This is a genomic window from Kitasatospora sp. NPDC059973 (genome assembly GCF_042737525.1).
Taxonomy (GTDB): domain Bacteria; phylum Actinomycetota; class Actinomycetes; order Streptomycetales; family Streptomycetaceae; genus Kitasatospora.
On record NZ_JBHWUI010000045.1, the window covers coordinates 33,270 to 52,420 of the forward strand.

Annotated in this window: 18 protein-coding genes and 1 pseudogene; 6 read left to right on the forward strand and 13 right to left on the reverse strand. The window is 75.5% G+C overall.

Annotation, left to right across the window (positions count from 1 at the left end):
- Positions 1-54: 54 nt before the first annotated feature.
- From ACFWA9_RS15165 to ACFWA9_RS15205, 9 genes are all read right to left on the reverse strand, one after another.
- Positions 55-927: an SDR family NAD(P)-dependent oxidoreductase gene (locus ACFWA9_RS15165; RefSeq protein ID WP_380387262.1), complete on the reverse strand. Its 873-nt coding sequence runs from the start codon at positions 925-927 to the stop codon at positions 55-57.
- Positions 924-2,240: an MFS transporter gene (locus tag ACFWA9_RS15170; RefSeq protein ID WP_380387265.1), complete on the reverse strand. Its 1,317-nt coding sequence runs from the start codon at positions 2,238-2,240 to the stop codon at positions 924-926. Before ACFWA9_RS15170 ends, ACFWA9_RS15165 begins: the two co-directional genes overlap by 4 nt.
- Before the next feature lie 68 nt (positions 2,241-2,308).
- Positions 2,309-3,541 (reverse strand): AMP-binding protein, encoded by a 1,233-nt coding sequence (locus ACFWA9_RS15175; protein ID WP_380387268.1) that lies wholly within the window; start codon positions 3,539-3,541, stop codon positions 2,309-2,311.
- Positions 3,538-4,587 carry a hypothetical protein gene (locus ACFWA9_RS15180; protein ID WP_352295710.1) on the reverse strand — a complete coding sequence of 350 codons (1,050 nt, stop codon included), beginning with the start codon at positions 4,585-4,587 and terminating at the stop codon, positions 3,538-3,540. The genes ACFWA9_RS15175 and ACFWA9_RS15180 overlap by 4 nt, the downstream gene beginning before the upstream one ends.
- Positions 4,584-5,996 (reverse strand): KamA family radical SAM protein, encoded by a 1,413-nt coding sequence (locus ACFWA9_RS15185; protein ID WP_380387271.1) that lies wholly within the window; start codon positions 5,994-5,996, stop codon positions 4,584-4,586. The genes ACFWA9_RS15180 and ACFWA9_RS15185 overlap by 4 nt, the downstream gene beginning before the upstream one ends.
- A 6-nt stretch (positions 5,997-6,002) precedes the next feature.
- A complete protein-coding gene (locus tag ACFWA9_RS15190; protein ID WP_380387274.1) occupies positions 6,003-7,709 on the reverse strand; it encodes a class I adenylate-forming enzyme family protein in 1,707 nt (568 codons plus the stop codon).
- Between the two features lie 248 nt (positions 7,710-7,957).
- Positions 7,958-9,334 carry a flavin monoamine oxidase family protein gene (locus ACFWA9_RS15195; protein WP_380387277.1) on the reverse strand — a complete coding sequence of 459 codons (1,377 nt, stop codon included), beginning with the start codon at positions 9,332-9,334 and terminating at the stop codon, positions 7,958-7,960.
- A complete protein-coding gene (locus tag ACFWA9_RS15200) occupies positions 9,331-9,621 on the reverse strand; it encodes an acyl carrier protein (protein WP_352295722.1) in 291 nt (96 codons plus the stop codon). Before ACFWA9_RS15200 ends, ACFWA9_RS15195 begins: the two co-directional genes overlap by 4 nt.
- Positions 9,618-11,408 carry an AMP-binding protein gene (locus ACFWA9_RS15205; protein ID WP_380387280.1) on the reverse strand — a complete coding sequence of 597 codons (1,791 nt, stop codon included), beginning with the start codon at positions 11,406-11,408 and terminating at the stop codon, positions 9,618-9,620. The genes ACFWA9_RS15200 and ACFWA9_RS15205 overlap by 4 nt, the downstream gene beginning before the upstream one ends.
- Positions 11,409-12,025: 617 nt before the next feature.
- Here ACFWA9_RS15205 and ACFWA9_RS15210 point away from each other — a divergent pair.
- Positions 12,026-12,460, forward strand: coding sequence for a hypothetical protein (locus ACFWA9_RS15210; RefSeq protein ID WP_380387283.1), 435 nt, complete (start codon positions 12,026-12,028; stop codon positions 12,458-12,460).
- 83 nt (positions 12,461-12,543) lie between these two features.
- Here ACFWA9_RS15210 and ACFWA9_RS15215 read toward each other — a convergent pair whose 3' ends face one another.
- The gene (locus tag ACFWA9_RS15215) at positions 12,544-12,861 is read right to left on the reverse strand and encodes a hypothetical protein (protein WP_380387286.1); all 318 of its coding nucleotides are present in this window, start codon (positions 12,859-12,861) and stop codon (positions 12,544-12,546) included.
- Between the two features lie 564 nt (positions 12,862-13,425).
- Between ACFWA9_RS15215 and ACFWA9_RS15220 the strand changes: the two genes are divergently transcribed.
- From ACFWA9_RS15220 to ACFWA9_RS15240, 5 genes and pseudogenes are all read left to right on the forward strand, one after another.
- The gene (locus ACFWA9_RS15220; protein ID WP_329491499.1) at positions 13,426-14,256 is read left to right on the forward strand and encodes an SDR family oxidoreductase; all 831 of its coding nucleotides are present in this window, start codon (positions 13,426-13,428) and stop codon (positions 14,254-14,256) included.
- 120 nt (positions 14,257-14,376) lie between these two features.
- Positions 14,377-14,604: pseudogene (locus tag ACFWA9_RS15225) on the forward strand (hypothetical protein); the annotation flags it as partial.
- A gap of 54 nt (positions 14,605-14,658) precedes the next feature.
- On the forward strand, positions 14,659-14,928 hold the full coding sequence (locus tag ACFWA9_RS15230) for a hypothetical protein (RefSeq protein WP_380387310.1): 270 nt from the start codon (positions 14,659-14,661) through the stop codon (positions 14,926-14,928).
- Positions 14,918-15,736: a tetratricopeptide repeat protein gene (locus ACFWA9_RS15235; RefSeq protein ID WP_380387289.1), complete on the forward strand. Its 819-nt coding sequence runs from the start codon at positions 14,918-14,920 to the stop codon at positions 15,734-15,736. Before ACFWA9_RS15230 ends, ACFWA9_RS15235 begins: the two co-directional genes overlap by 11 nt.
- A 5-nt stretch (positions 15,737-15,741) precedes the next feature.
- Entirely contained in the window at positions 15,742-15,876 is a 135-nt protein-coding gene (locus ACFWA9_RS15240; protein ID WP_380387292.1) for a hypothetical protein, read from the forward strand.
- Between the two features lie 86 nt (positions 15,877-15,962).
- On the opposite strand, the gene ACFWA9_RS15245 is transcribed toward ACFWA9_RS15240, so the two are convergent.
- The 3 genes from ACFWA9_RS15245 to ACFWA9_RS15255 are packed head-to-tail and all read right to left on the reverse strand — an operon-like array spanning position 15,963 to position 18,996.
- On the reverse strand, positions 15,963-17,294 hold the full coding sequence (locus tag ACFWA9_RS15245; RefSeq protein WP_380387295.1) for a sensor histidine kinase: 1,332 nt from the start codon (positions 17,292-17,294) through the stop codon (positions 15,963-15,965).
- Complete coding sequence (locus ACFWA9_RS15250; protein ID WP_380387298.1) at positions 17,291-18,112, reverse strand: response regulator; 822 nt, start codon at positions 18,110-18,112, stop codon at positions 17,291-17,293. Before ACFWA9_RS15250 ends, ACFWA9_RS15245 begins: the two co-directional genes overlap by 4 nt.
- Positions 18,109-18,996, reverse strand: coding sequence for a hypothetical protein (locus ACFWA9_RS15255; RefSeq protein ID WP_380387301.1), 888 nt, complete (start codon positions 18,994-18,996; stop codon positions 18,109-18,111). The genes ACFWA9_RS15250 and ACFWA9_RS15255 overlap by 4 nt, the downstream gene beginning before the upstream one ends.
- Positions 18,997-19,151: the final 155 nt, after the last annotated feature.

Sequence of the window (19,151 nt, forward strand, 5' to 3'; positions counted from 1 at the left end):
CTCCTCCTGTCGATCGGTGGGCGGGGAAGGCGCTGATGGTCCGTCGGTTCGGTGTTAGGCCGGGAGGTGCGGGTGCCCGATCCAGCTGTGGGCGAGGCGCTGGACGGTCGAGCCGTCCCGGTCGGCGAGTTTGTAGTCCAGGTGGGCGGCGGACCACGCGTTGGTGGGGACGCGGAAGGCCGGACGCTCGGCGAGCAGGGTCCGGACGACCACCTCGGCCACCTCCCGCGCGGGCTGGCCGGCGGCCTCCCAGCCCTGGGCGCCGAGCCGGTCGAGGTAGTCGGCGAAGGTGCCCGCGTACGGGCCGGAGGCGGCCAGCAGGGTCGAGCGGTCGATGTCCGGGAACACGCCGAACGCGGTGTCCGGGACGAAGCCCGGTACGACCACCGACACCTGCACACCGTGCGCCGCGGCGACCGGGGCGAGGCTCTCCATGAACCCCTCGACGGCGAACTTCGCCGCGCAGTAGGCCTCGTTGAACGGCTGGCCGACGACGCCGTGCACGCTGCCGATCGTGACCAGGCGGCCGCGGGCGGCCCGCAGCAGCGGCATCGCGGCCCGGCTGACCGCGACGACGCCGAAGAAGTTCACCTCCAGGTTGGCCCGCAGCGCGGCCGCGGTCGACATCTCCAGGGTGGGATCGGAGTTGGAGACACCGGCGTTGTTGACCACCGCGTCCAGCCGGCCGTACGCCCCCCGCACCTCGTCGAGGCAGGTGGTCACCGAGTCGGCGTCGGTCACGTCGAGGCGGCGGACGTCCACCGCGGCGCCGGCGCGGTCGGCGGCCGCGCGCAGGGCGTCGGCCCGGCCGGGCTCGCGTACGGCCGCGACCGTGCGGAACCCGGCCCCGGCCGCGGTGACGGCGGTGGCCAGCCCGATGCCCGAGGACGCCCCGGTGACCAGCAGGACACCCCGGTCCGGCGTCATGAGGTCTGCTCCGCCGGGGCGGGCGGGGTGGCGGTGGCCGGTCCGGCGTCGGCGGGCGGCTCCTGCGCCCCTTCCCGCTCGGTCGCGTCGAGCAGCGGCTGGATGCCGAGTGCCGGCAGGAAGGAGAGCGCCGCCAGCAGGGTGCCGCCGGCCATCACCGTCCGGGCCGCGTCCAGGATTCCCAGCGGACCGGTCAGCAGCGAGACGGCCAGCCCGCCGGCCAGGGCGGCGAGCGGGATCACCCCCCAGGTGACGGTCCGGAAGGCGGCGTGCATCACCCCCTGGTGCCGCGCCGACATCCGGGACTGCCGGGTGGGGGCGCTGCAGACGTTGATGCAGGACATGAAGAAGCCGTAGCAGCCCATCGTCACGGCGATCACCGGTCCGGCCGACAGCGCGGGCGCGGCGAGCACCCCGAGGCCGACCAGGCAGTGCAGCAGCAGCGACCAGGCCAGCGTGCGCCCCAGGCCGAGGCGTTCACTGATCCTCGGGGCGACCACCGCGCCGGCCAGGGCGCCGACCGCGGCGACCGACATGGCCGCGCCGAAGACGCCGACCGAGACGTCGAGGCCCCGGTAGGCGAGCACGGGCAGCACCGTGACGAAGATCGGCCCGCCGCAGTTGAGGGTCACCGCGGCCGCCACCACCCGGCGCAGCACCGGGTCGGCCCGGTTGAGCCGGAAGCCCGCCGTCAGCCGTTCCCGCACGGAGCCGGTGGCGACCGTCCGTTCGCCCCAGGCCGGCATCCGGCGGAAGCAGGCGGCGGAGACCAGGTAGCTGGCCGCGTCGACGAGCAGGGCGGCGACGCCCAGCGCGCTGTAGAGGCCGGCCGCGATCGACGGCCCGGCCACCTCCGACACCGAGCCGCTGCCCTCCAGTCTGGAGTAGGCGAGGACGAGTTGGTCCTTCGGCGCGACGGCGGGGACGGCGACGAGGTAGCCGACGTTGAAGAAGATCGTCGCGCCGCTGATCACCGCTACGCAGCCCACCAGCAGTGGCGTGGAGAGCGCGTCCAGCCAGTACGCCAGCGGGACGGCCGCGACGGCGACCAGTCGGACGAGGTCGCAGACCAGCATCGTCCGGCGTTTGTCCCAGCGGTCGACCAGCACGCCGGCGACCGGGCCGAGCAGCGGGATGCCCAGGTACTGGGCCATCGCCACGACGCCGACCTGGAGGGCGCTCGCGTGCAGCACGAAGATCATCAGGGTCGGGACGACGAACACGGTGACCCGGTCGCCGACCGTGCTGACCGTCTGGCCGGCCCAGAACAGGTTGAACCCGCGCCCGAGCGAGACGGGCCTGCGCGGCTTCACGGACCCTTCCGGTTTCACGAGCCCTTCCGGTTTCACGAGCCCTTCCGGCTTCACGGGCTTCCGCGGCTTCACGAGCCCTCCCGGACGACGAGGCCGGCCGTCTTGCCCGTCCGGCCGTTGCTGACCAGCTCGTCCACCCGGCGCACCCGGAAGGACTCCGGATCGTGCTGGAAGGCGGTGCTGAGCGTGAAGGTCGCGGACAGCACGGCCCTGCGCAGCCGCTCGGTGTCGGGCGGTCCGCCCGGGCCGGCGAGCAGCAGCAGCTCGACCGTGGCGGCCCGGCCGTGCTCCTCGGTGATCACCACCTGGGCCCGGGACACCCCCGGCTCCCGCTCCGCCCGTGCGATGACCTCGTCCACGTGCAGTCCCAGCCCGCGGACCTGCACCACGCTGTCCCGGCGGCCCAGGACCCGCATCGCGGAGCCCGGCCGGCCGCACGGACAGGCCAGCAGCGTCCCCGCGTCGCCGGTGCGGTAGCGCAGCACCGGGTTGAGCACCGCCGGGTCGAGCGTGGTGAAGTCCAGCAGCTCCGCCGCGCCGACGTGCACCAGCTGTTCGGGCAGCGGGTGGAAGGTGTCGGCCGGACAGTCCGGGGTGTTGGTCCCGACCACCCAGGTCTCCGTACTGCCGAACATGCCCCACCGGCGCGCCCGCGGGGCGACCGCGGCCAGGTCCGCCTCCAGCTGCGGCTGCCACGCCTCGCCGAGCCAGAGCACCTTGCGCAGCGCCGGCAACTCCAGCCCGGCGTCCCGCGCCCGGGCGAACCAGAGCCGGAGCACGCTAGGTGTCCCGCCGATCGCGGTGACCCGGGCGGTCGCGAAGAACCGCAGCCAGTCGGCGTACTCGTCGGTGGCGACCGAGCCCACCGCGAGGATCCGGCACCCGGCGAGGTCGGCCAGCGCGGCGGCGAGGAAGTGCGCGCCCCACATCCGGCCGGCGCCCCAGGCGTTGACGAAGACGTCGTCGCGCTCCAGTGGCCGCCACCGCGCGTGCACCCCGGCCATGTAGAAGCCGGTGGGGGCGTGGCCGACCTTGGGCGCTCCGGTGCTGCCGCCGCTCTGGAAGAGCCAGGTCGCCCCGGCGCCCGGGGCGGCGCGGGGTTCGAGGTGCGCGAGGGCGGCGTTCAGGCCGTCCTTGTCCAGCGGCGGCAGCGCGGCGAGCCCGTCGAGCGTGCGCGGGGCCGCGCAGTCCGCGTAGCGCAGCGCCAACTCCGGTACACCGCAGAGACGTTCGAGGGTGCGCCGGGCGACGTGCAGCCGCGGCTCGGCCGCGTCCGGGGGGAGTGAGAACAGCTCGGTCATCGCGTCCGGGTCTCCGTTTCCGAGGTGGGCGTGGCCGGTTCGCCGCCGCGGCCGGCCAGCCAGGCGGCGTGGGCGTCCCGGTAGGCGGTGAACCGGGCGCGGGTGATGTCCCGTTGCAGGGTGCGCTGCGGGTCGTCCAGGTCCGGTGCGATCACCCCGTCCGGTTCGAGTTCGGAGAACCAGTACCGTTCCCCGTCGAAGAGGAAGTCGACGCAGAAGAACGGCATCGGCAGCCGCTCGGCGAAGTAGGCGGTGGCGGCGGCGAGTTCGGCCGGGACGGGCGGGAACTCCATGGCGCCGCCCCGGCTGGCGTTGGCCACCGGCGAGCCCGGCTCCGGGATCCGCTTCATCACGGCGTACGGCTCGCCGTCGACCACGTACACCCGGTAGTCGACCGTCCCGTCGCCGAGGTAGGGCTGGACCACGAGCGTGGTGTCCCCGCCCTGCGCCAGGCTGGCCAGGCCCCGGAGGTCCTCGGCGCTGCGGGCCAGGTTGATCCCGCCACCGCCGCACCAGCCGGCCGGCTTCACGATGGCCGGGTAGGTCATACCGCCCAGCGCCACCTCGTACTGGTGCTTGGCGATGTCGCGGCCGGTGCCGATCCGCACGGTCGGCACCGGGGGGACGGGGGAATCGGCGAGGTGCAGCAGGGTGGCCAGCTTGTCGTTGCCGATGAGCGACATCAGCGGGGGGAACGGCAGGTAGAACCCGGCCTGTTCGAGCACGGCGTAGAGCGCGTACTGGTTGAAGACGTCCATCGACTGGTACGGCAGCGAGTAGAGGGCGGTCACGAAGAGGGTGTCCTGCGGTGAGACCGCCTCGTCGTCCACGTAGACCACCGGCCGCCCGCGTACGGTGCCGTCGACGGTGACCGCGTCGGGGGCGTGCCTGGTCCAGCTCATCCCCAGGCCCTCGGCGACCTCCGCGTAGAGGTCCCAGAAGAAGGGGTGCCAGGTCGCCGCCATCCTGGTCGACTCCCGGTCGGGGAAGATCCAGCACATCCGGCGCAGCGGCCCGGCGCCGGGCGCGGTGGGGGGTGGGGTCACGGCGTGTCCTTCCGAGGGGGTGCGGACGAGGGGGCGCCGGGCTGCTCGGACCACCAGCGGCGGCCCGGCTCCGGGAGGGTGTCCACCGGGTCGTAGTACAGGTGGCGCCGGTCGAGCACGGCGTCGAGGTCGGTGCTCTCGCGGGCCTCCGGTGCGGTGCGGTAGTCCTTCGTCCAGGAGGAGATGCCGCGTTCGCGGTCGTAGGCGACCGCCTGGTGCACCCAGCGCTTGCCGAGCTGGGGGACGTCGCAGACGATCCGCGGGGTGGCGTAGCCGGGCAGGTAGCCCATGATCGCCTCCTGGAGCCGCTGGGCCCGGTGCACCGGAGTGCGCCAGTGCTCGGCGCCCGGGATCATGTCGCAGAGGTAGAAGTAGTAGGGGAGGATGCTCGCCTCGCCCTGGAGGGCGAAGCAGAGGTCCAGCAGGTCCTCGGGGGTGGCGTTGACCCCGCGCATCAGCACGCCCTGGTTGCGCACGTCCCGCACGCCCGCGTCCAGCAGCGCCCGGGCCGCCTCGGCGACCAGCGGCGTCACCGACTGCACGTGGTTGGCGTGGGTGTGCACGGCGAGGCTGACCGACCGGCGGGCCGCGACGGCGGCCACCCGGCCCAGCCCCTCGACGATCCGCGGCTGGAGCCAGTGCTGCGGCAGGCCGATCACCGCCTTGCTGGCCAGCCGGATGTCGCGCACCGACTCCAGCTCCAGCAGCCGCAGCAGGAACGTCTCCAGCTGCGGCCAGGGCACGTTGGCGAGGTCCCCGCCGGAGACCACCACGTCGCGCACCGACGGGGTGCGCTTGAGGTGGTCGAGGATCTGCTCCTGCCGGTCCACCGGCCGCAGCGCCAGCCTGGTCTTGGTGACCTGGGGGGTGGAGTTGCCGACCAGGTCCATCCGGGTGCAGTGCCCGCAGTACTGCGGGCAGGTGGCGGTCAGTTCGGCCAGCACCTTGGTGGGGTAGCGGTGGGTGAGCCCCTCCACCACCCACATCTCGGCCTCGTGCAGGGAGTCGCGTTCGGCCTTGGGGTGGCTCGGCCAGCGCGGGTGGCGGTCCGCGCGGACGGGCAGCATGTAGCGGCGGACCGGATCGGCCAGGAAGGCCTCGGTGAACGCCTGCGGCACGGTCGGTGCGTGCGGCGCCATGGTGTTCAGCATCTGCGGCGGCAGCAGCATCGACATGGTGGCGAACCCGGCCTGGTCGGCGGCGAGTTCGTCGTAGAAGCGGTCGGTGAGCAGCGATCCGACGACGCCCCGCAGCTGCCGGGCGCTGCGCACGCAGTGCGCCCGCTGCCACTGGGCGTCCCGCCACTGCGCCGCGGTGACGTGGCGCCAGCCCGGCAGCCGGCGCCAGTCCGGCTCGGCCAGCGCGGTCCGGACGTACTGGTAGGGCTGCCGGGTGGGTTGGCGGTCCATCGGGCGCTACTGGCCGGTGAAGCGGGTGGCGAAGCGGGTCCGCAGTTCGCGCTTGAGCACCTTGCCGGTCGGCCCGAGCGGGAAGTCCTCCGGTGTCCGGGCGATGCTCACCGCGGCGAGCGTGGCCAGTCCGGCGCCGGCGAGCGCCTTGTTGGCGGCCTCCTGGACCTCCTCGGCGGTCGCCGCCGCGGCCTCGGCCTGCAACCGGACGACGGCGAGCGGCCGTTGGCCCTCACCCGGCGCCCCGGGCACGCCGATCACCGAGCAGTCCTGGACGAGCTCGCCGCAGTCGGCCAGCAGCACCTCCTCGATCGGCAGGCTGTAGACCGGGCCGGCCGCGGTGTCGATGACGTCCACCGTCCGGTCGAGGTGGTAGAAGTTGCCCTCGGCGTCGCGGCGCGCCACGTCGCCGGTGAGCCAGTGGCCGGCCAGTTCGAAGCTCGCGGTGAGCCGCGGGTCGTTCCAGTACCCCGGGGTCCGCGAGGGGGAGACGACCCCGAGCAACCCGACCGTGCCGTCCGGGAGTTCCTCGCCGTCCTCGCTGAGGATCGAGGCCCGCCGGACGACCTCCAGCGGCTTGCCGACGCAGCGGTCGTCGCGGGCACTCTCCGGTGTGGTCACCTGGCCGAACAGCGCCATGCCCATCTCGGACGAGCCCAGGCCGTCGATGAACTGCGAACCGGGCAGGTCGGGTTGTTCGGCCCGCTGCCGGGGCAGCAGCCACGGCCGGATCAGCCCGGCCGGCCGCCGCCCGAGCCGCACCAGCCGCCGGATGTGCCCGTAGTGCGCGCTGTCCCCGGTGTTGAACCAGGAGTGCACCTCGGCCGCGCCCCTGGTGGGCGGTTCGCCGGTGGCCAGCTCGACGAAGGTGCGCGGGAAGGAGGCGACCATGGTGGGCCTGAAGGCCTCCATCACCGGCTCCACGACCGCCCGCCGCCAGTCGGACATCACCACGGTCGGCAGACCGAGCAGGGTGGCGGTGAGGAAGTAGCTGAGGCCGCCCGCGTGGGTGTGCGGCATCATCGACATCAGCCGGTCGTACGGCTCCGCGGGGAAGCGCACCATCCGCGGCTGCTTGCCGTCCCAGAACTGACGATGCGCCAGCATCGTGGACTTCGGCGTGCCGGTGGTGCCCGAGGAGTGGATCAGGGCGACCACGTTGGCGTCGGCGTGCCGGTACGGGTAGACCTCGGGGAGCCGGGCCGCGCCGGCGTCGAAGGCCCGGATCTCGGCGGCCGGCACGATGAACCGGGGGCGGCGGCTCGGGGTCTCGCGGTAGGCCGCGGCGAGGCGGGTGGGATCGTCCGCCACGATGCCGACCACGCCCACGTGGTCGAGGTAGCGGACCATGACGTCGTGCCGCATGGCGTCGTTGACCAGGGCGGGGACGGCGCCGAGGGCGGTCAGCGCGAGGAAGTGCAGCAGTGGTTCCAGGCCCTCGCCGACGACGATGCCGACCGGCTCGCCGGGGCGCACGCCGTTGGCCCAGTACCAGCTGGCGTAGCAGTCGCGCAGGGCGGCGAGGTCGAGCAGGCTGTGGCCGCGCAGGACGACCGCGCCGCGGTGGTCGGTGTGGTGGCTGTAGGCGAACGGGACGGCGCGGTTCGGGTTGACCGCGAGGGCGTGGTCCAGGAAGTTGCCCGCGCCGAGGGCGGGTTCGGTCATCAGCCGTTCCCGGGCGGCGAGGGGCGCGAGGGGACTCCGGTCGCTCATGGCGGTCTCCTGGGGGAGTGGCCCGGCGGGGTCCTTGTGGAACCGGGCCGGGCGACGGTGGGGGCCGGCCCGCGCTGCGGCGCGGACCGGGTGGTGCGGGCGTGCGGGCGTGCGGGCGTGCGGGTACGACGGGGCGCCGGGTGGCGGTGCCCCGGGGCGGGGACGGCTGCCGGTGCGCCTTCGTGAACGGCCCGGCCGGGGCGGGGCCGCGGTGGGTGCCGGGCTGGGCACCCGGCTGGGTGCCGGGGTCAGTCCCGGGCGAGGATCTCGGCGACGACCCGGTGGCCGGAGCGGACGGCGCCCTCCATCAGCCCGAAGTACTCGGTGCTGGTCTCGGTGCCGGCCCAGTGCACCCGCCCGTGCGGTGCGGTCAGCGTCGGTCCGTACCGGAGCCAGTCGCCGGGCCCCCGCAGCGCCGCGTAGCAGCCCTGGCTGTACCGCTCGTCGACCCAGTCGGTGATGTGCAGGCCGGTCGGCGGCGGGAGCATCGGGAAGATCCGGGCGGCCTGCTCCACCACGGCCGCGCGCTGCCGCCGCGGGCTCAGCGCGCCGAACCGCCGGGCCTCGGCCCCGGTGACGAAGCCGGTCAGGACGCCGACCCCGCCGTCGGCCGGTGAGTCGTCCACCGTCGACAGCAGCGGGCCCTCGGCGTTGACCGACCAGCCGGAGAGGCCGTGCGCGCGCCAGAGCGGCGCGGGGTAGACCAGGGTCGCCTTCACGGCGCAGCCCCGCGCCGTCCGGTCGCCCGCCCGGGGCACCGCCGGCGGCGGCCGGTGCTCGACGGCGTCGGCGAGCAGCGGCGGCAGCGCCAGCACCGCGACGTCCGCCCGGTGGGCGCTGGCCGTCGCGTGGACGGTGACCCCGGCGTCGTCCTGGTGGACCGCCCGGACGGCCTCGCCGAGCCGCACCCGGCTGCCCAGCCGGCCGGCCAGCCGCTCGCACACCTGGTGGGCGCCGCCGGTGATCCGGTCCTGCTGGGCGCCGCCCTCGAAGGCGTTGAGGTAGCGGACGCCACCGCCTGAGCGGAGGTAGAACGCCATGTGCAGGACGGAGACGTCGGCCGGGTCGGCGGCCATCATCTCGCCGAGGAACAGCGGGAAGAAGAGCCGGGCGTCCGGGTGGGTCAGCCGCCGGTCGGCCCATTCGGCGGCGGTGAGGGTGTCCAGCCGCTCGGCGTCCGGAGTGAGCCACGGCGCGTCGGGGCGGACGGCCGCGGTGAGTTCGTCCAGCAGGTCGAAGAGGTCGCCGAGTGCCACGGCGTTGAGCGGCGGGAACCGGCCGTCCCGGGTGGTGCCCTCGGGGCCGAGGACGAACCGGCTGGCGCCCCGCATCGTGGTCGACGTGGTGTCCAGGCCCAGTTCCTTGACCAGGGCGAGGAGTTCGGTGTGCCGCTCGCCCAGGTAGGCGGCTCCGGCGTCGACCTGGCAGCCGGGCGCGACCGGCAGGCCGCGGGTGCGCCCGCCGACCCGGGTGCGGGCCTCCAGTACGGTGACGTCGATGCCCCGGGCCGCCAGCCCGGTGGCGGCGGTGAGGCCGGCGAGCCCGGCGCCGACCACGACGGCGGTCCTGACCCGGCCGGGCTCCCGAGGTGGGGGTGCCGCCGCGGCGTCGTCGGGGTCGGTCATCTGCCGGCCGCGATCTTCTCGGCGAGCGCCCGGGGCGTCGGCGCGAGCAGGAAGTCGTCGAAGGTCAGCTCCACGCCGTGGTCGCGGGCGATCGCGCTGAGCACCCGGGTGGCGATCAGCGAGTCGCCGCCGAGCTGGAAGAAGTCGGAGTCGGGCGCGACCCCGGGTGTCTCCAGTACCCGGCGGAAGACGGCCACCAGGCCGTCGACCCCGGCGGCGGAACGCTCCGCGGCGGCCGCCGCCGGTGTGCCGTGGACGGCGGTGGAGAGGGTGGTGTCAACGTTCATCGAAGGTCTCCTTTGACCTGTTCGGGGGCCGCGTACCGGCGGTGCGAGCCGGCCCGGTCGACCTTTCCGCTCGCGGTGCGCACCAGTTCGGGCACCACGGTGATCCGGCTGGGCACGAGATGGCCGGGGACCTCCGCGCGCAGGTACGCCAGGACATCGGCGTCCAGCGTTCCTCCCTTCGCGTCCGCCCGCGCCACCACATAGGCGACCAGGGCGGACCGGCCGGCGAGCGCCGCCGCGGCCACCGCCACCGCGTGCACCCCGGGGTGGCCCGCGATGTGCGCCTCCACCTCCGCCGGGTCCACCCGGATGCCCCGGACCTTGACCTCGCCGTCCAGCCGGCCGCGGTGGGTGAGGAGGCCGTCCGGGGACCCGCTCACGAGGTCGCCGGTGCGGAAGCAGCGGACGCCGTCGACGACGGTGAACCTGGCGCCGGTGGCCTCGGGCAGGCCGTGGTAGCCCAGCGCCACGGACGGCCCGCCGATCAGCAACTCACCCTGTTCGCTGATCAGTTGAACGACATGGCGGAGCGGGCGGCCGATCGGCGCCCGGGCGCCGCCGGGCCAGTCCCAGCCGGTCGGGGGCGCCTGCGGGCCGTGCAGGTCGACGGCGTGGGTGATCAGCGCCGTCTCGGTGCAGCCGTAGGTGTTGACCAGGCGGATCCGCCTGGTGTCCAGCGCGGTCCAGTCGGCCAGTCGGGCGGGGCTCGCCGGCTCGCCCCCGATCACCAGCACCCGTACGCAGTCGGGCAGGGGTGCGCCCTCCTCGGCCAGGTGGAGCACCAGCTCGTGCCAGAAGGCGGTCGGCAGGTCGAGGACGGTGATCCGCTCGCGCTCGACCATCCGCAGGAACCGCGGGAAGGACCCGCGGTGCGCCTCGTCGTCGAACACCAGGGTGGCGCCCGCGGTGAGCGTCGGCAGGATCTCCTCGAAGCAGGTGTCCCAGTTGAGGGAGGCGAACTGCAGCACGCGGTCGTCGGGGGTGAGGCCGAAGAGCTCGCGCAGCGAGGGCACCACGGCGGCGAGGGCCCGGCGGGGGGTGAGGACGGGTTTCGGCTGTCCGGTGGAGCCGGAGGTGAAGAGGAGGTAGGCCGGTTCCCCGCCGGCGGTCCCGCTCCGGCTCCCGGCGCCGTCGCGGGCGTCGCTGTGGCCGGTGTCCGCGTTCCGGCCGGTGTCCGCGTTCCGGCCGGTGTCCGCGTTCCGGCCCGGCTCCGCCGGAGGCGGGCGAAGGCTGTCCGGCGCGGCGCCGGGAACGGCATCCGGCGCGGTGCCGGGCGAATTCGGAACGCCCGCCCGGGCCGTTCTCCCCAGGTTTGCGGAGAATTCCGGCAGGGGGGCCGGGGCGATCCAATCGAGGCCGAGTCGGTGTGCCGATCCGGGATCGGCCGCGACCATTGTGCGGCAGCCGACCGCCGAGAGCATCGTCTGCGACCGGTGGGCCGGGAATGCCGGATCGATGGGGCAGTAGACCCCGCCCGCGGCGAGGATGCCGAGCAGCCCGACAACCGTTTCCGGAATGTGGTGCGCCTGCACGGCGACCACCCCCGGATCGGGCCCGAGGCGCCTGGCCAGGTCGCTCACCGCCGCGTGCAGTCGGGCGTAACCTATGGCCCGGCCGTGTCGGACGATCGCCGGGCGCTCCGGAAAGCGGCCAACGGTTTCCGTGAACGCGTCAAGTAAGTCGGAAGGAACTCTAGTGGTGCTGTTGTCATGTGACATGCCCGCCCCAAAGAATTGCTCGCAAGCGCTCATTCGCGCTCGGCGGACCGGGACTCTACCTTCGAACATGCGGTGTCACAATGGCTGTTGAGGATATTGCGGCGCCGTGGTGTGGTCGAATGGTGAACGAAGCCGTGCTGGCGAAGAATGTCCGCCGTCGCCGGATTGACGTCGGTGGCGATGGGAAAGAATGGCGCCGAGCCATGCCCCGGTGAACGTCCGCCGGCCGTTCGCGCCGGGTCCGACGGAGCCTCATGGGTGGGGTCCGCCCGCCGGCGCGGCCGGGCGCGGGCGCACCGCCCGTCCGTTCGGCGCCGCCGTCCGGGAGGTCGCGGTGAGGCGCGGGTGAGACCGCTGCGGTGTTCGGAGCCACGTCGCCGGTCGCGGGGCCTCTCCCAGGCCCTGACGACGCGGTCGCGGCCGGCGCCGCCGCCCGGACCGGTCCCGGTCGGCCGCCGCCACCGTGCGTCGGCCGGGCTCCTCCAGGGTCGGCCCGTTCCGGCCGTGGCGCGGGGTGTCGCCGCCTGGCCGGCGGTCGCGCCGCGCCCTGCCGGCCGGTGGTGACCGGTTCCTGCCACGGTCGGCCGGCGCAGGCCTGGCTGCGCGCCGACGGGGCAGACGGACCCGGAGAGAAGCCCCGGGCACCCGGGTCGGGCCCGGCTGCCGATCACCAAGGAGGAGTCGCCGTGAGTGATGCCGTACCGCCCTCGCCCTCGCTGTCCGTTGCCGAACTGTCCTCGGAGGCGGCCGAGTTGCTCAGCGCCGCAGTGCGCAGCGGCGCACCAGGGGGAGCGCCCGGCCTGGTGCTCCCGGGGGACGCGGTCGAGGCCGTCGCCGCGCTGGCCGGGGTGACCGCCCGGCTGCCCGAACTCCTCGACCAGCTCGCCTCGTTCCTCAGTAGTGAGCAGGCGGCCGGGCGCGTCGGCCCGGCCCGCGGCGAGGGGCTCGACGGGGAGCGGGCCCACGAGGCCCTGCGGGCCGCGCGCGACGCCCGCGAGCACCTCTACGAGGCGGCCCGCACCGCGGCGCTGGTCGCCGAGGCGGTGACGGCGGCCGCGACCGTGCTGGCCCCGCTCGGCATGGCCCACCCGGCGGGTCGACCGGCCGAGCCGCACGCCTGAGGGTCACGGCCGGGCCGACGCCCCCGGCCGTGACCCTCACCTGGCGGCTCGCCGGCTCGGCCGGCGGAGTCCGGAGACCGGCCCTACGGGAGGATCGGACCGATCGAGACCTGGGTGGTGTAGACCCGGCTGTTGCCGCAGTTGGCGGTCGCGGTGCCGTCGCCGAGCCGCAGGCCGCTGGTGACGGTGAGGCCGGACATGCACTTGGCCGAGACGGACCAGGCCCGGCGGGGTTCGAGGCCGGAACAGACGCCGACGCCGAACGGGCCCGACGGGTAGGCGACGCACGAGCCGGTGGTCGGGTTGTCGGCGCCGGCCCGCGCCTCGGCGGCGGTCGGGGCGGCCAGCACGGCGGCGGAGGCGAGCAGGGAGGTCAGCAGCAGGGCGGTGGTGCGGCGCATGGGGAGTCCTTCCGAGGGTGGTGGCGGCGCGCGAGGGCTGCACGGGCCAGATGGGGTCCGACGGTTTCCGCTGGGCTCCGACGGGTCGGTGAGGTGCCGTCAGTTGTGTGGGGCGGGTGAGATCCTGAGGGGGATGTGTGATGACTGTCAACGGTGTGTGACATGAGCAGGCGACTTCGCGCCACCGGGTGAGCTGCTCGGTGGTCCGCCACGGGGCGCCCCCGACTCTCGCGGGCCACCTATCGGTCAAGCGGCCGAACTGCTGGAAATGACGGGTGACAGACACCCGGGGCTGGTCCGGGCTCCGCCGCGCGCTCGCGGACCCGACCGGGCGCCAGACCCTGGAGGACCTCCGCGCCGACGGCCGCGCGATCCGCTGGGCCCGGAGCGCCGCCCGGCCCGGGGGTCCCCTTCGGGGCCGCCCCGGCCGAGGGGCGCGTGGCGGATTCTCGCGCCCCTTCGCGCCACCGCGCGCCGCAGGGCGGTCGGTCCCGGCTCTGGGCGGCGGCGGACGGCTCTGGGACCGTGGCGGGACACACCGCACACGAGGTCAGGGGGGCCGTCATGGCACGACGTTGGCTGGTCACGGGTTGTTCGTCCGGGCTCGGACTGGCACTGGCGAGAGCGGTGGCAGCCGCCGGGGACACCGTGGTGGCGACCGCCCGCAAGCCGGTGGCGCTGGACGGCCTGGTCGGCGAGCACCGGGGCCGGGTCGTCCCGGTCGCCCTGGACGTCCGCGACCCCGGGCAGTGCGCGGAGGCCGTCGCGGTGGCGGTCGACCGCCTCGGCGGCCTGGACGTCCTGGTCAACAACGCGGGCTGCGGGCTCTTCGGAGCGGTCGAGGAGGTGGGCGACGACGAGCTCCGGGACCAGCTGGAGATCCTGGTGGTGGGCCCGTGGCGGCTGGCCCGCCTGGCGCTGCCCGTGATGCGCGCGCAGCGCGGCGGACACATCCTCAACGTCTCCTCGCTGGCCGGCCGGACGGCCTTCCCCGGCCTGGCCGCGTACGTCACCGGCAAGCACGCCCTGGAGGGCATGACCCAGGCGCTGGCGGCCGAGGCGGCCCCGTTCGGCATCCGGGTCGCCGCGCTGGAGCCCGGCGGCTACGCCACCCGGTACGGCTCCTCGCTCGCCGACGCGGCCGGCCGCTCGCCGGACTACGCGGAGTTCACCGGCCCGATGCGCAGTGCGCTCGGTGCGCTGGCCGAGGTGCCCGGGGTCGGCCGGCCCGAGGACTTCGCCCGGCAGGTGCTCCGGATCGTCGAGGCCTCCGGACCGCTCCCGGTGCGGATACCGGTCGGGCCCGGCAGCGCCGAGCACCTGACGGCGGTCGAGGAGGCGGCCCGCGCCGAGATCGCCGCCGCCCGGGCCCTGTTGGCGCCGCCGCGGACCTGAGTCGGCGACCGGCCCGGCCGCGCCGGTCGCCGCAACCGCCCTCCCGGTCGGCCCCCTCCGTCGTAGCCTGGCCCGCGGGGACCCCGCTACGGCGACCGGCCGGCGGGGTGGCGGGCAACGGTGCGAGCCGGGGGGCGGCATGCGGAACACGGTCAACGGCGGGACGTTCTTCCACGCGGTGGTGCAGGGCCGGAACGTCACCATCCAGCTGCCGGCGCCCCAGGACCCGGCCCTGGCCGGACTGCCGGAGCCGAACGCGTCGTTCCCTGGGAGGGCTGGGCACTGCACAACCTCGGCGTCGCCCAGCTCGGCAGCGCCCGGTACGAGGAGGCGGCGGGGACCTTCACCCGGGCCCTGGAGTGGTTCCGGGACGCCGCCAACGCCCAGGACGCGCTGGGCGAGGTGATGGTCCTGGACCACCTCGCCGAGGCGCTGGAGCGGGCCGGGCACCCGGCGGAGGCCGTCCGGGCGCGGCGGGCCGCACTCGACGCCGCCCGCCGTACGGGCCGGCCGGTCCGCTGGCCCTTCCTGCGGCTCGCCGTGACGCTCAGGGCGGCGGGCCGCGCCGGCGAGGCGGTCGACGTCCTCGACGAGGCCGCCGCGGTCTTCGCGGACTCGGGGGACCCGAAGGGCCAGGCCGCGGAGCTGACCGCGCGCCGCGGTGCTCGGTGAGCTCGGGCGGCTCGACGAGGCCGTCGCGGCCGGCACCCGGGCCGCCGAGTTGCAGCGGGCCTGCGGCGAGGGCGACGGCGAGGCCTCGGCGCTCTACAACCTGGGCACCATGCTGGTGCGGGCGGAGCGGCTCCGGCCGGCCGAGGTGGCGCTCGGCCGGGCCGCCGAGGTCTTCCGGGCCATCGACGACGACCACGGGCGCGGGGAGTCGCTGAACAACCTGGCCTACGTGCTGATGCTGCTGGGCCGCTTCGGCCGGGCCGCCGCCGCGCAGGCCGAGGCGGCGGAGCTGTTCCACCGCAGCGACGACCACGCCGCGGAGGCGATCGCGGTCGAGGGCCTGGCCGCCCTGCGGTCCGCCCGGCCGGGCCTGCGCGCCCGGGCGGTGCCGGACTGCGGCATCGCCCGGGCGCTGGCCTCGACCCGCCGGTTCACCGCACCGCCGTGCGCGCGCTGGCGCCGCGTGCTGCTGCCTGCCTGCCTGCCTGCCTGCCGCCGCCTGCGTGCCGACCGACGGGCTGTCGCGTCGCGCCGGGCGCTGGGCCGTTCGCCGGGGCGGCTCACCCGACCGGGGCATGTCTGTCACCCGTTCGTACCGCTCGGGTGGCGAAAAGGGCGACTTGCCCGCGTTCGTGTGCAAACGTTTCGCGGGTGCCCCTCACCGGGCGCCTCTGGGGCCCGTTCCGGGCCCGGCCCGTTCGTGAGGGCGGGTGGCAGAGCAGTGATGACCTTGGAAGGCGTGAGATGTCCGTGCGTGGAAACCTTGGCAAGTTCGTCGTCACCGCGGTTCTGGCGGCCGCGGCCGTAGTGGCCGTGCCGACCGCGGCGCTGGCGCACAGCGAGCCCCAGCCGTCGTCGTCGTCGGGTCTGGCGACGGGCGCGGCCTCGGTCGGCCTCTTCGGCCCGAAGCTCAGCTGGCTGGAGGCGTTCAGCAAGAGCAACGGCTGACCGACGGCTTCCCGACACCCGGGCGCCCCGGCCGCCTCCTGCGGCCGGGGCGCCCGGCGTCGTGTCGCCCGGCGTCGTGCCGGTGCCTACGGGTGCGCGCCGTCCGGCTGGGCGGGGGCGGTCTGCTCGCCGGGGTCGAGCTCCTCGGCGGGGGGCTCACCGGGCTCACCGGCGCTCCCGGCCGGCAGGACGAGGGAGGCGACGGCGCCGCCGTCCGGGTGGTTGGCGAAGGTCAGTTCCGCGCCGATCACCCGGGCGTGGCCCTGGGCGATGGTCAGGCCGAGACCGTGTCCGCGCCCGCGCTCGCGCACGCTGGTGCGGAAGCGCTGCGGTCCGTGCCGCAGCAGGTCGTCGGGGTAGCCGGGGCCGTGGTCGCGGACGGTGATCCGCAGCCCGTCGACGCTCAGCAGCACCGGGCCCCGGCCGTGCCGGTCCGCGTTCACCAGCAGGTTGGCCAGGATCCGGTCCAGCCGGCGCAGGTCGGTGCGCACCACCGGTCCGTCGGCACCGGGTGCCGGGTCGGTCGGGGCGTCGCCCTCCGCCCGCACGGACAGGCCGACGGTCAGGCCGGTGATCGTGACCGTCCGCCGGACGGCCCGGCCGAGCGGCACGGGGGACAGGTACGGCGTCTCCGCGTCCGCGTCCAGCCGGGAGACCTCCAGCAGGTCCTCCACCAGGGAGCGCAGCGCCTGGACCCGGTTGCGGACCAGCTGGGTGGGCCGCCCCGGCGGGAGCAGTTCGGCGGCGGTGACCAGACCGGTGAGCGGGGTGCGCAGCTCGTGCGCGACGTCCGCGGTGAACCGCTGCTCGTCCTCCAACCGGCGGTGCAGCGCCTGGGACATCGAGTCGACGGCGGCGGCGAGGTCGGCGACCTCGTCCCGGCCGTCGCCCAGTTCGCCCATCCGGGTGTCCGTCCGCCCGGCGGCGATCTCGCGGGCGGCCGTCGCGGCGGTGCGCAGCCGGCGGCTGATCCGGTCGGCGACGAGCACGCCCGCCAGGACGGTGGTGAACACCGAGGCGGTGACGGTGATCAGGATGATCCGGTCGAGGTCGCCGATGGCACCGCGGTCCGCGGTGAAGTCCACCCGGACGGACAGCACCGCGCCGTCCACGGGCGCGGCCGCCCACATCGCCTCGCCCTGCGGACCGGTGGCCAGGACGGATCCCTGGTGGCCGTCCGCCGCGAGCGCGCGCAGCCGGGGCGGCAGCGCCGGATCGTCCAGGGCGACGCCCGGGCGGGCGGGTTCGCCGTTGCGGCCGTAGGAGGTGAGGGCGGAGTCCAGCGCGCCGAGTGCGGACCGGCGGGCCTGGTCGACGTGCTGACGCACCATCGCCTGGTGGACCAGCAGACCGACGCTCAGCGCGACCAGGACGGAGATCGCGGCGACGGCGGTGGCGATCTGACGGCGCAGGGTCATGCCGGGCGCCGCAGCTTGTAGCCGAAGCCGCGGACGGTCTCGATCCGACCCGAGCCGATCTTGGCGCGCAGCCGCTGGACATGGACGTCGACCACCCTGGTGTCGGCCCCCCAGTCGTAGTCCCAGACCCGTTCGAGCAGACCGGAGCGTTCCAGCACGGTGCCCGGCGCGGCGGTGAACTCCAGCAGCAGCCGCAGTTCGGTGGGGGTGAGCGGGACGAGGCGGCCGTCCACCCGCACCTCCATGCTGTCGGTGTCCACCTCCAGTCCGTCGATGGCGCGCACCGTGCGGGCCGCCGGCGCCGGTTCGGCGTCGGCGGGTGCGGAGGCGGGTGCGGAGGCGGGTGTCGCGGTGGGCGTGGCGGGTCCGGCGGGTGTCGCGGCCGGCGCTCCGGTGCCGGCCGCCGGTTCGGGCGCGGGTGCCGCTCCGGCCGGCGCCACCGGGACCCGGCGCAGCACCGTGCGGATCCGGGCCACCAGCACCGCGCTCTCGAACGGCTTGACGACGTAGTCGTCCGCCCCGGCCTCCAGGCCCGAGACCACGTCGACGGGGTCGGTGCGCGCCGACATCATCAGGATCGGCAGCTGGCTCTCCTCGCGGATGCGCCGGCAGAGGCCGACCCCGTCGAGGAGCGGCAGCATCACGTCGAGCAGGATCAGGTCGGGGCGGGCGGTGTGGAACGCCTCCAGCCCCTCCAGCCCGTCGGCGGCCGTGCTGACGGGGAATCCGTAGCGTTCCAGGGCCATCCGGGTGGCCTCGCGGATCACCTCGTCGTCCTCGACGATCAGGATGTGCGGGTGGACGGGGGCGGGAGTCATCGCTTCGCTTCCGGGGCGGCCGGGGTCGGGAGGGCCGTGGTCGGCACCGCCGTGCCCGGGCGGGGGGCGGGGACCGGGACCGCCTGGTCGGGGCGGCGGGGCTGGCCCACCCCGCTGGAGGGCGAGACCGCGGGCTTGGCGGAGAACGGCGCGGCACTCGGCTGGGCGGCTCCGGCCGGCTCGGAGGGCCGGTCGGCGGGGGTGGGGCCGCGGCCGGGCGCCGTGACCGGACCGATCGCCTCGACCCGCTGCTCCAGCAGGACGAGCCGGGTGCCGTTCCAGCCGTAGTGGCTGATGGTGCGGGAGGAGGGGGTGGTCGCCTCGTTCAGCCAGAGGTCGGCGGCGAGGGTCTCGGCGCTGAACGCCCGGAGCACCGCCACCCGGAGGACGGGCACGACCCCGCCGCTGCCCAGGGTGTAGACGTGCAGGACGACCGAGCCGCCGGTGGCGACCGCGGCGATCAGCTCGGGGCGGCCGTCACCGGTGAGATCGCGGAACTCGGGGTCGCGGACCCCGCAGTCCGGACAGCCGGTCAGGGCGCGCCGCTCCTCCGCGGACACGGCCGGGTCCTTGGCCAGCAGGGCGCCCAGGTCCACCGAGGTGAGGTCCGGGCCGGGCACGGCGACACCCGGCACCGGTACCGGTGGCGGCTCGGCGGGGCCCGTCTCGGACGCGGCGGGGGAGGTCGGCGACGGCGCCGCGGCCAGCGCCGGCCAGAGCGGCTGCGGCTTGGGGGACGGCGTCACGGGCCGGGCGGCCCCCGCGTCCCGCAGTTCCCCGGGGGTCGCGCACCCGGCCAGCGCCACGAGCAGGCCGAGGACGGCGACGGCGGATCCGCGCGCCGCCGCCCGGGGCCCTCGGCGGGGTGGGTGTGCTGCTGCCACGGTGGCCGTCCTCTTCCTGGTCTGCGGCGAGGCGTCGGTTCGCCCACGGTGATAGGTCGCCCGAACGCTACCGGGTGGTTCCGCCCGCCCGGGCACCGCCCACCTGCGGGGAGACCCCGGCGGCCGGGTGCCGCGGCCGTCACGCGGGCGCGACG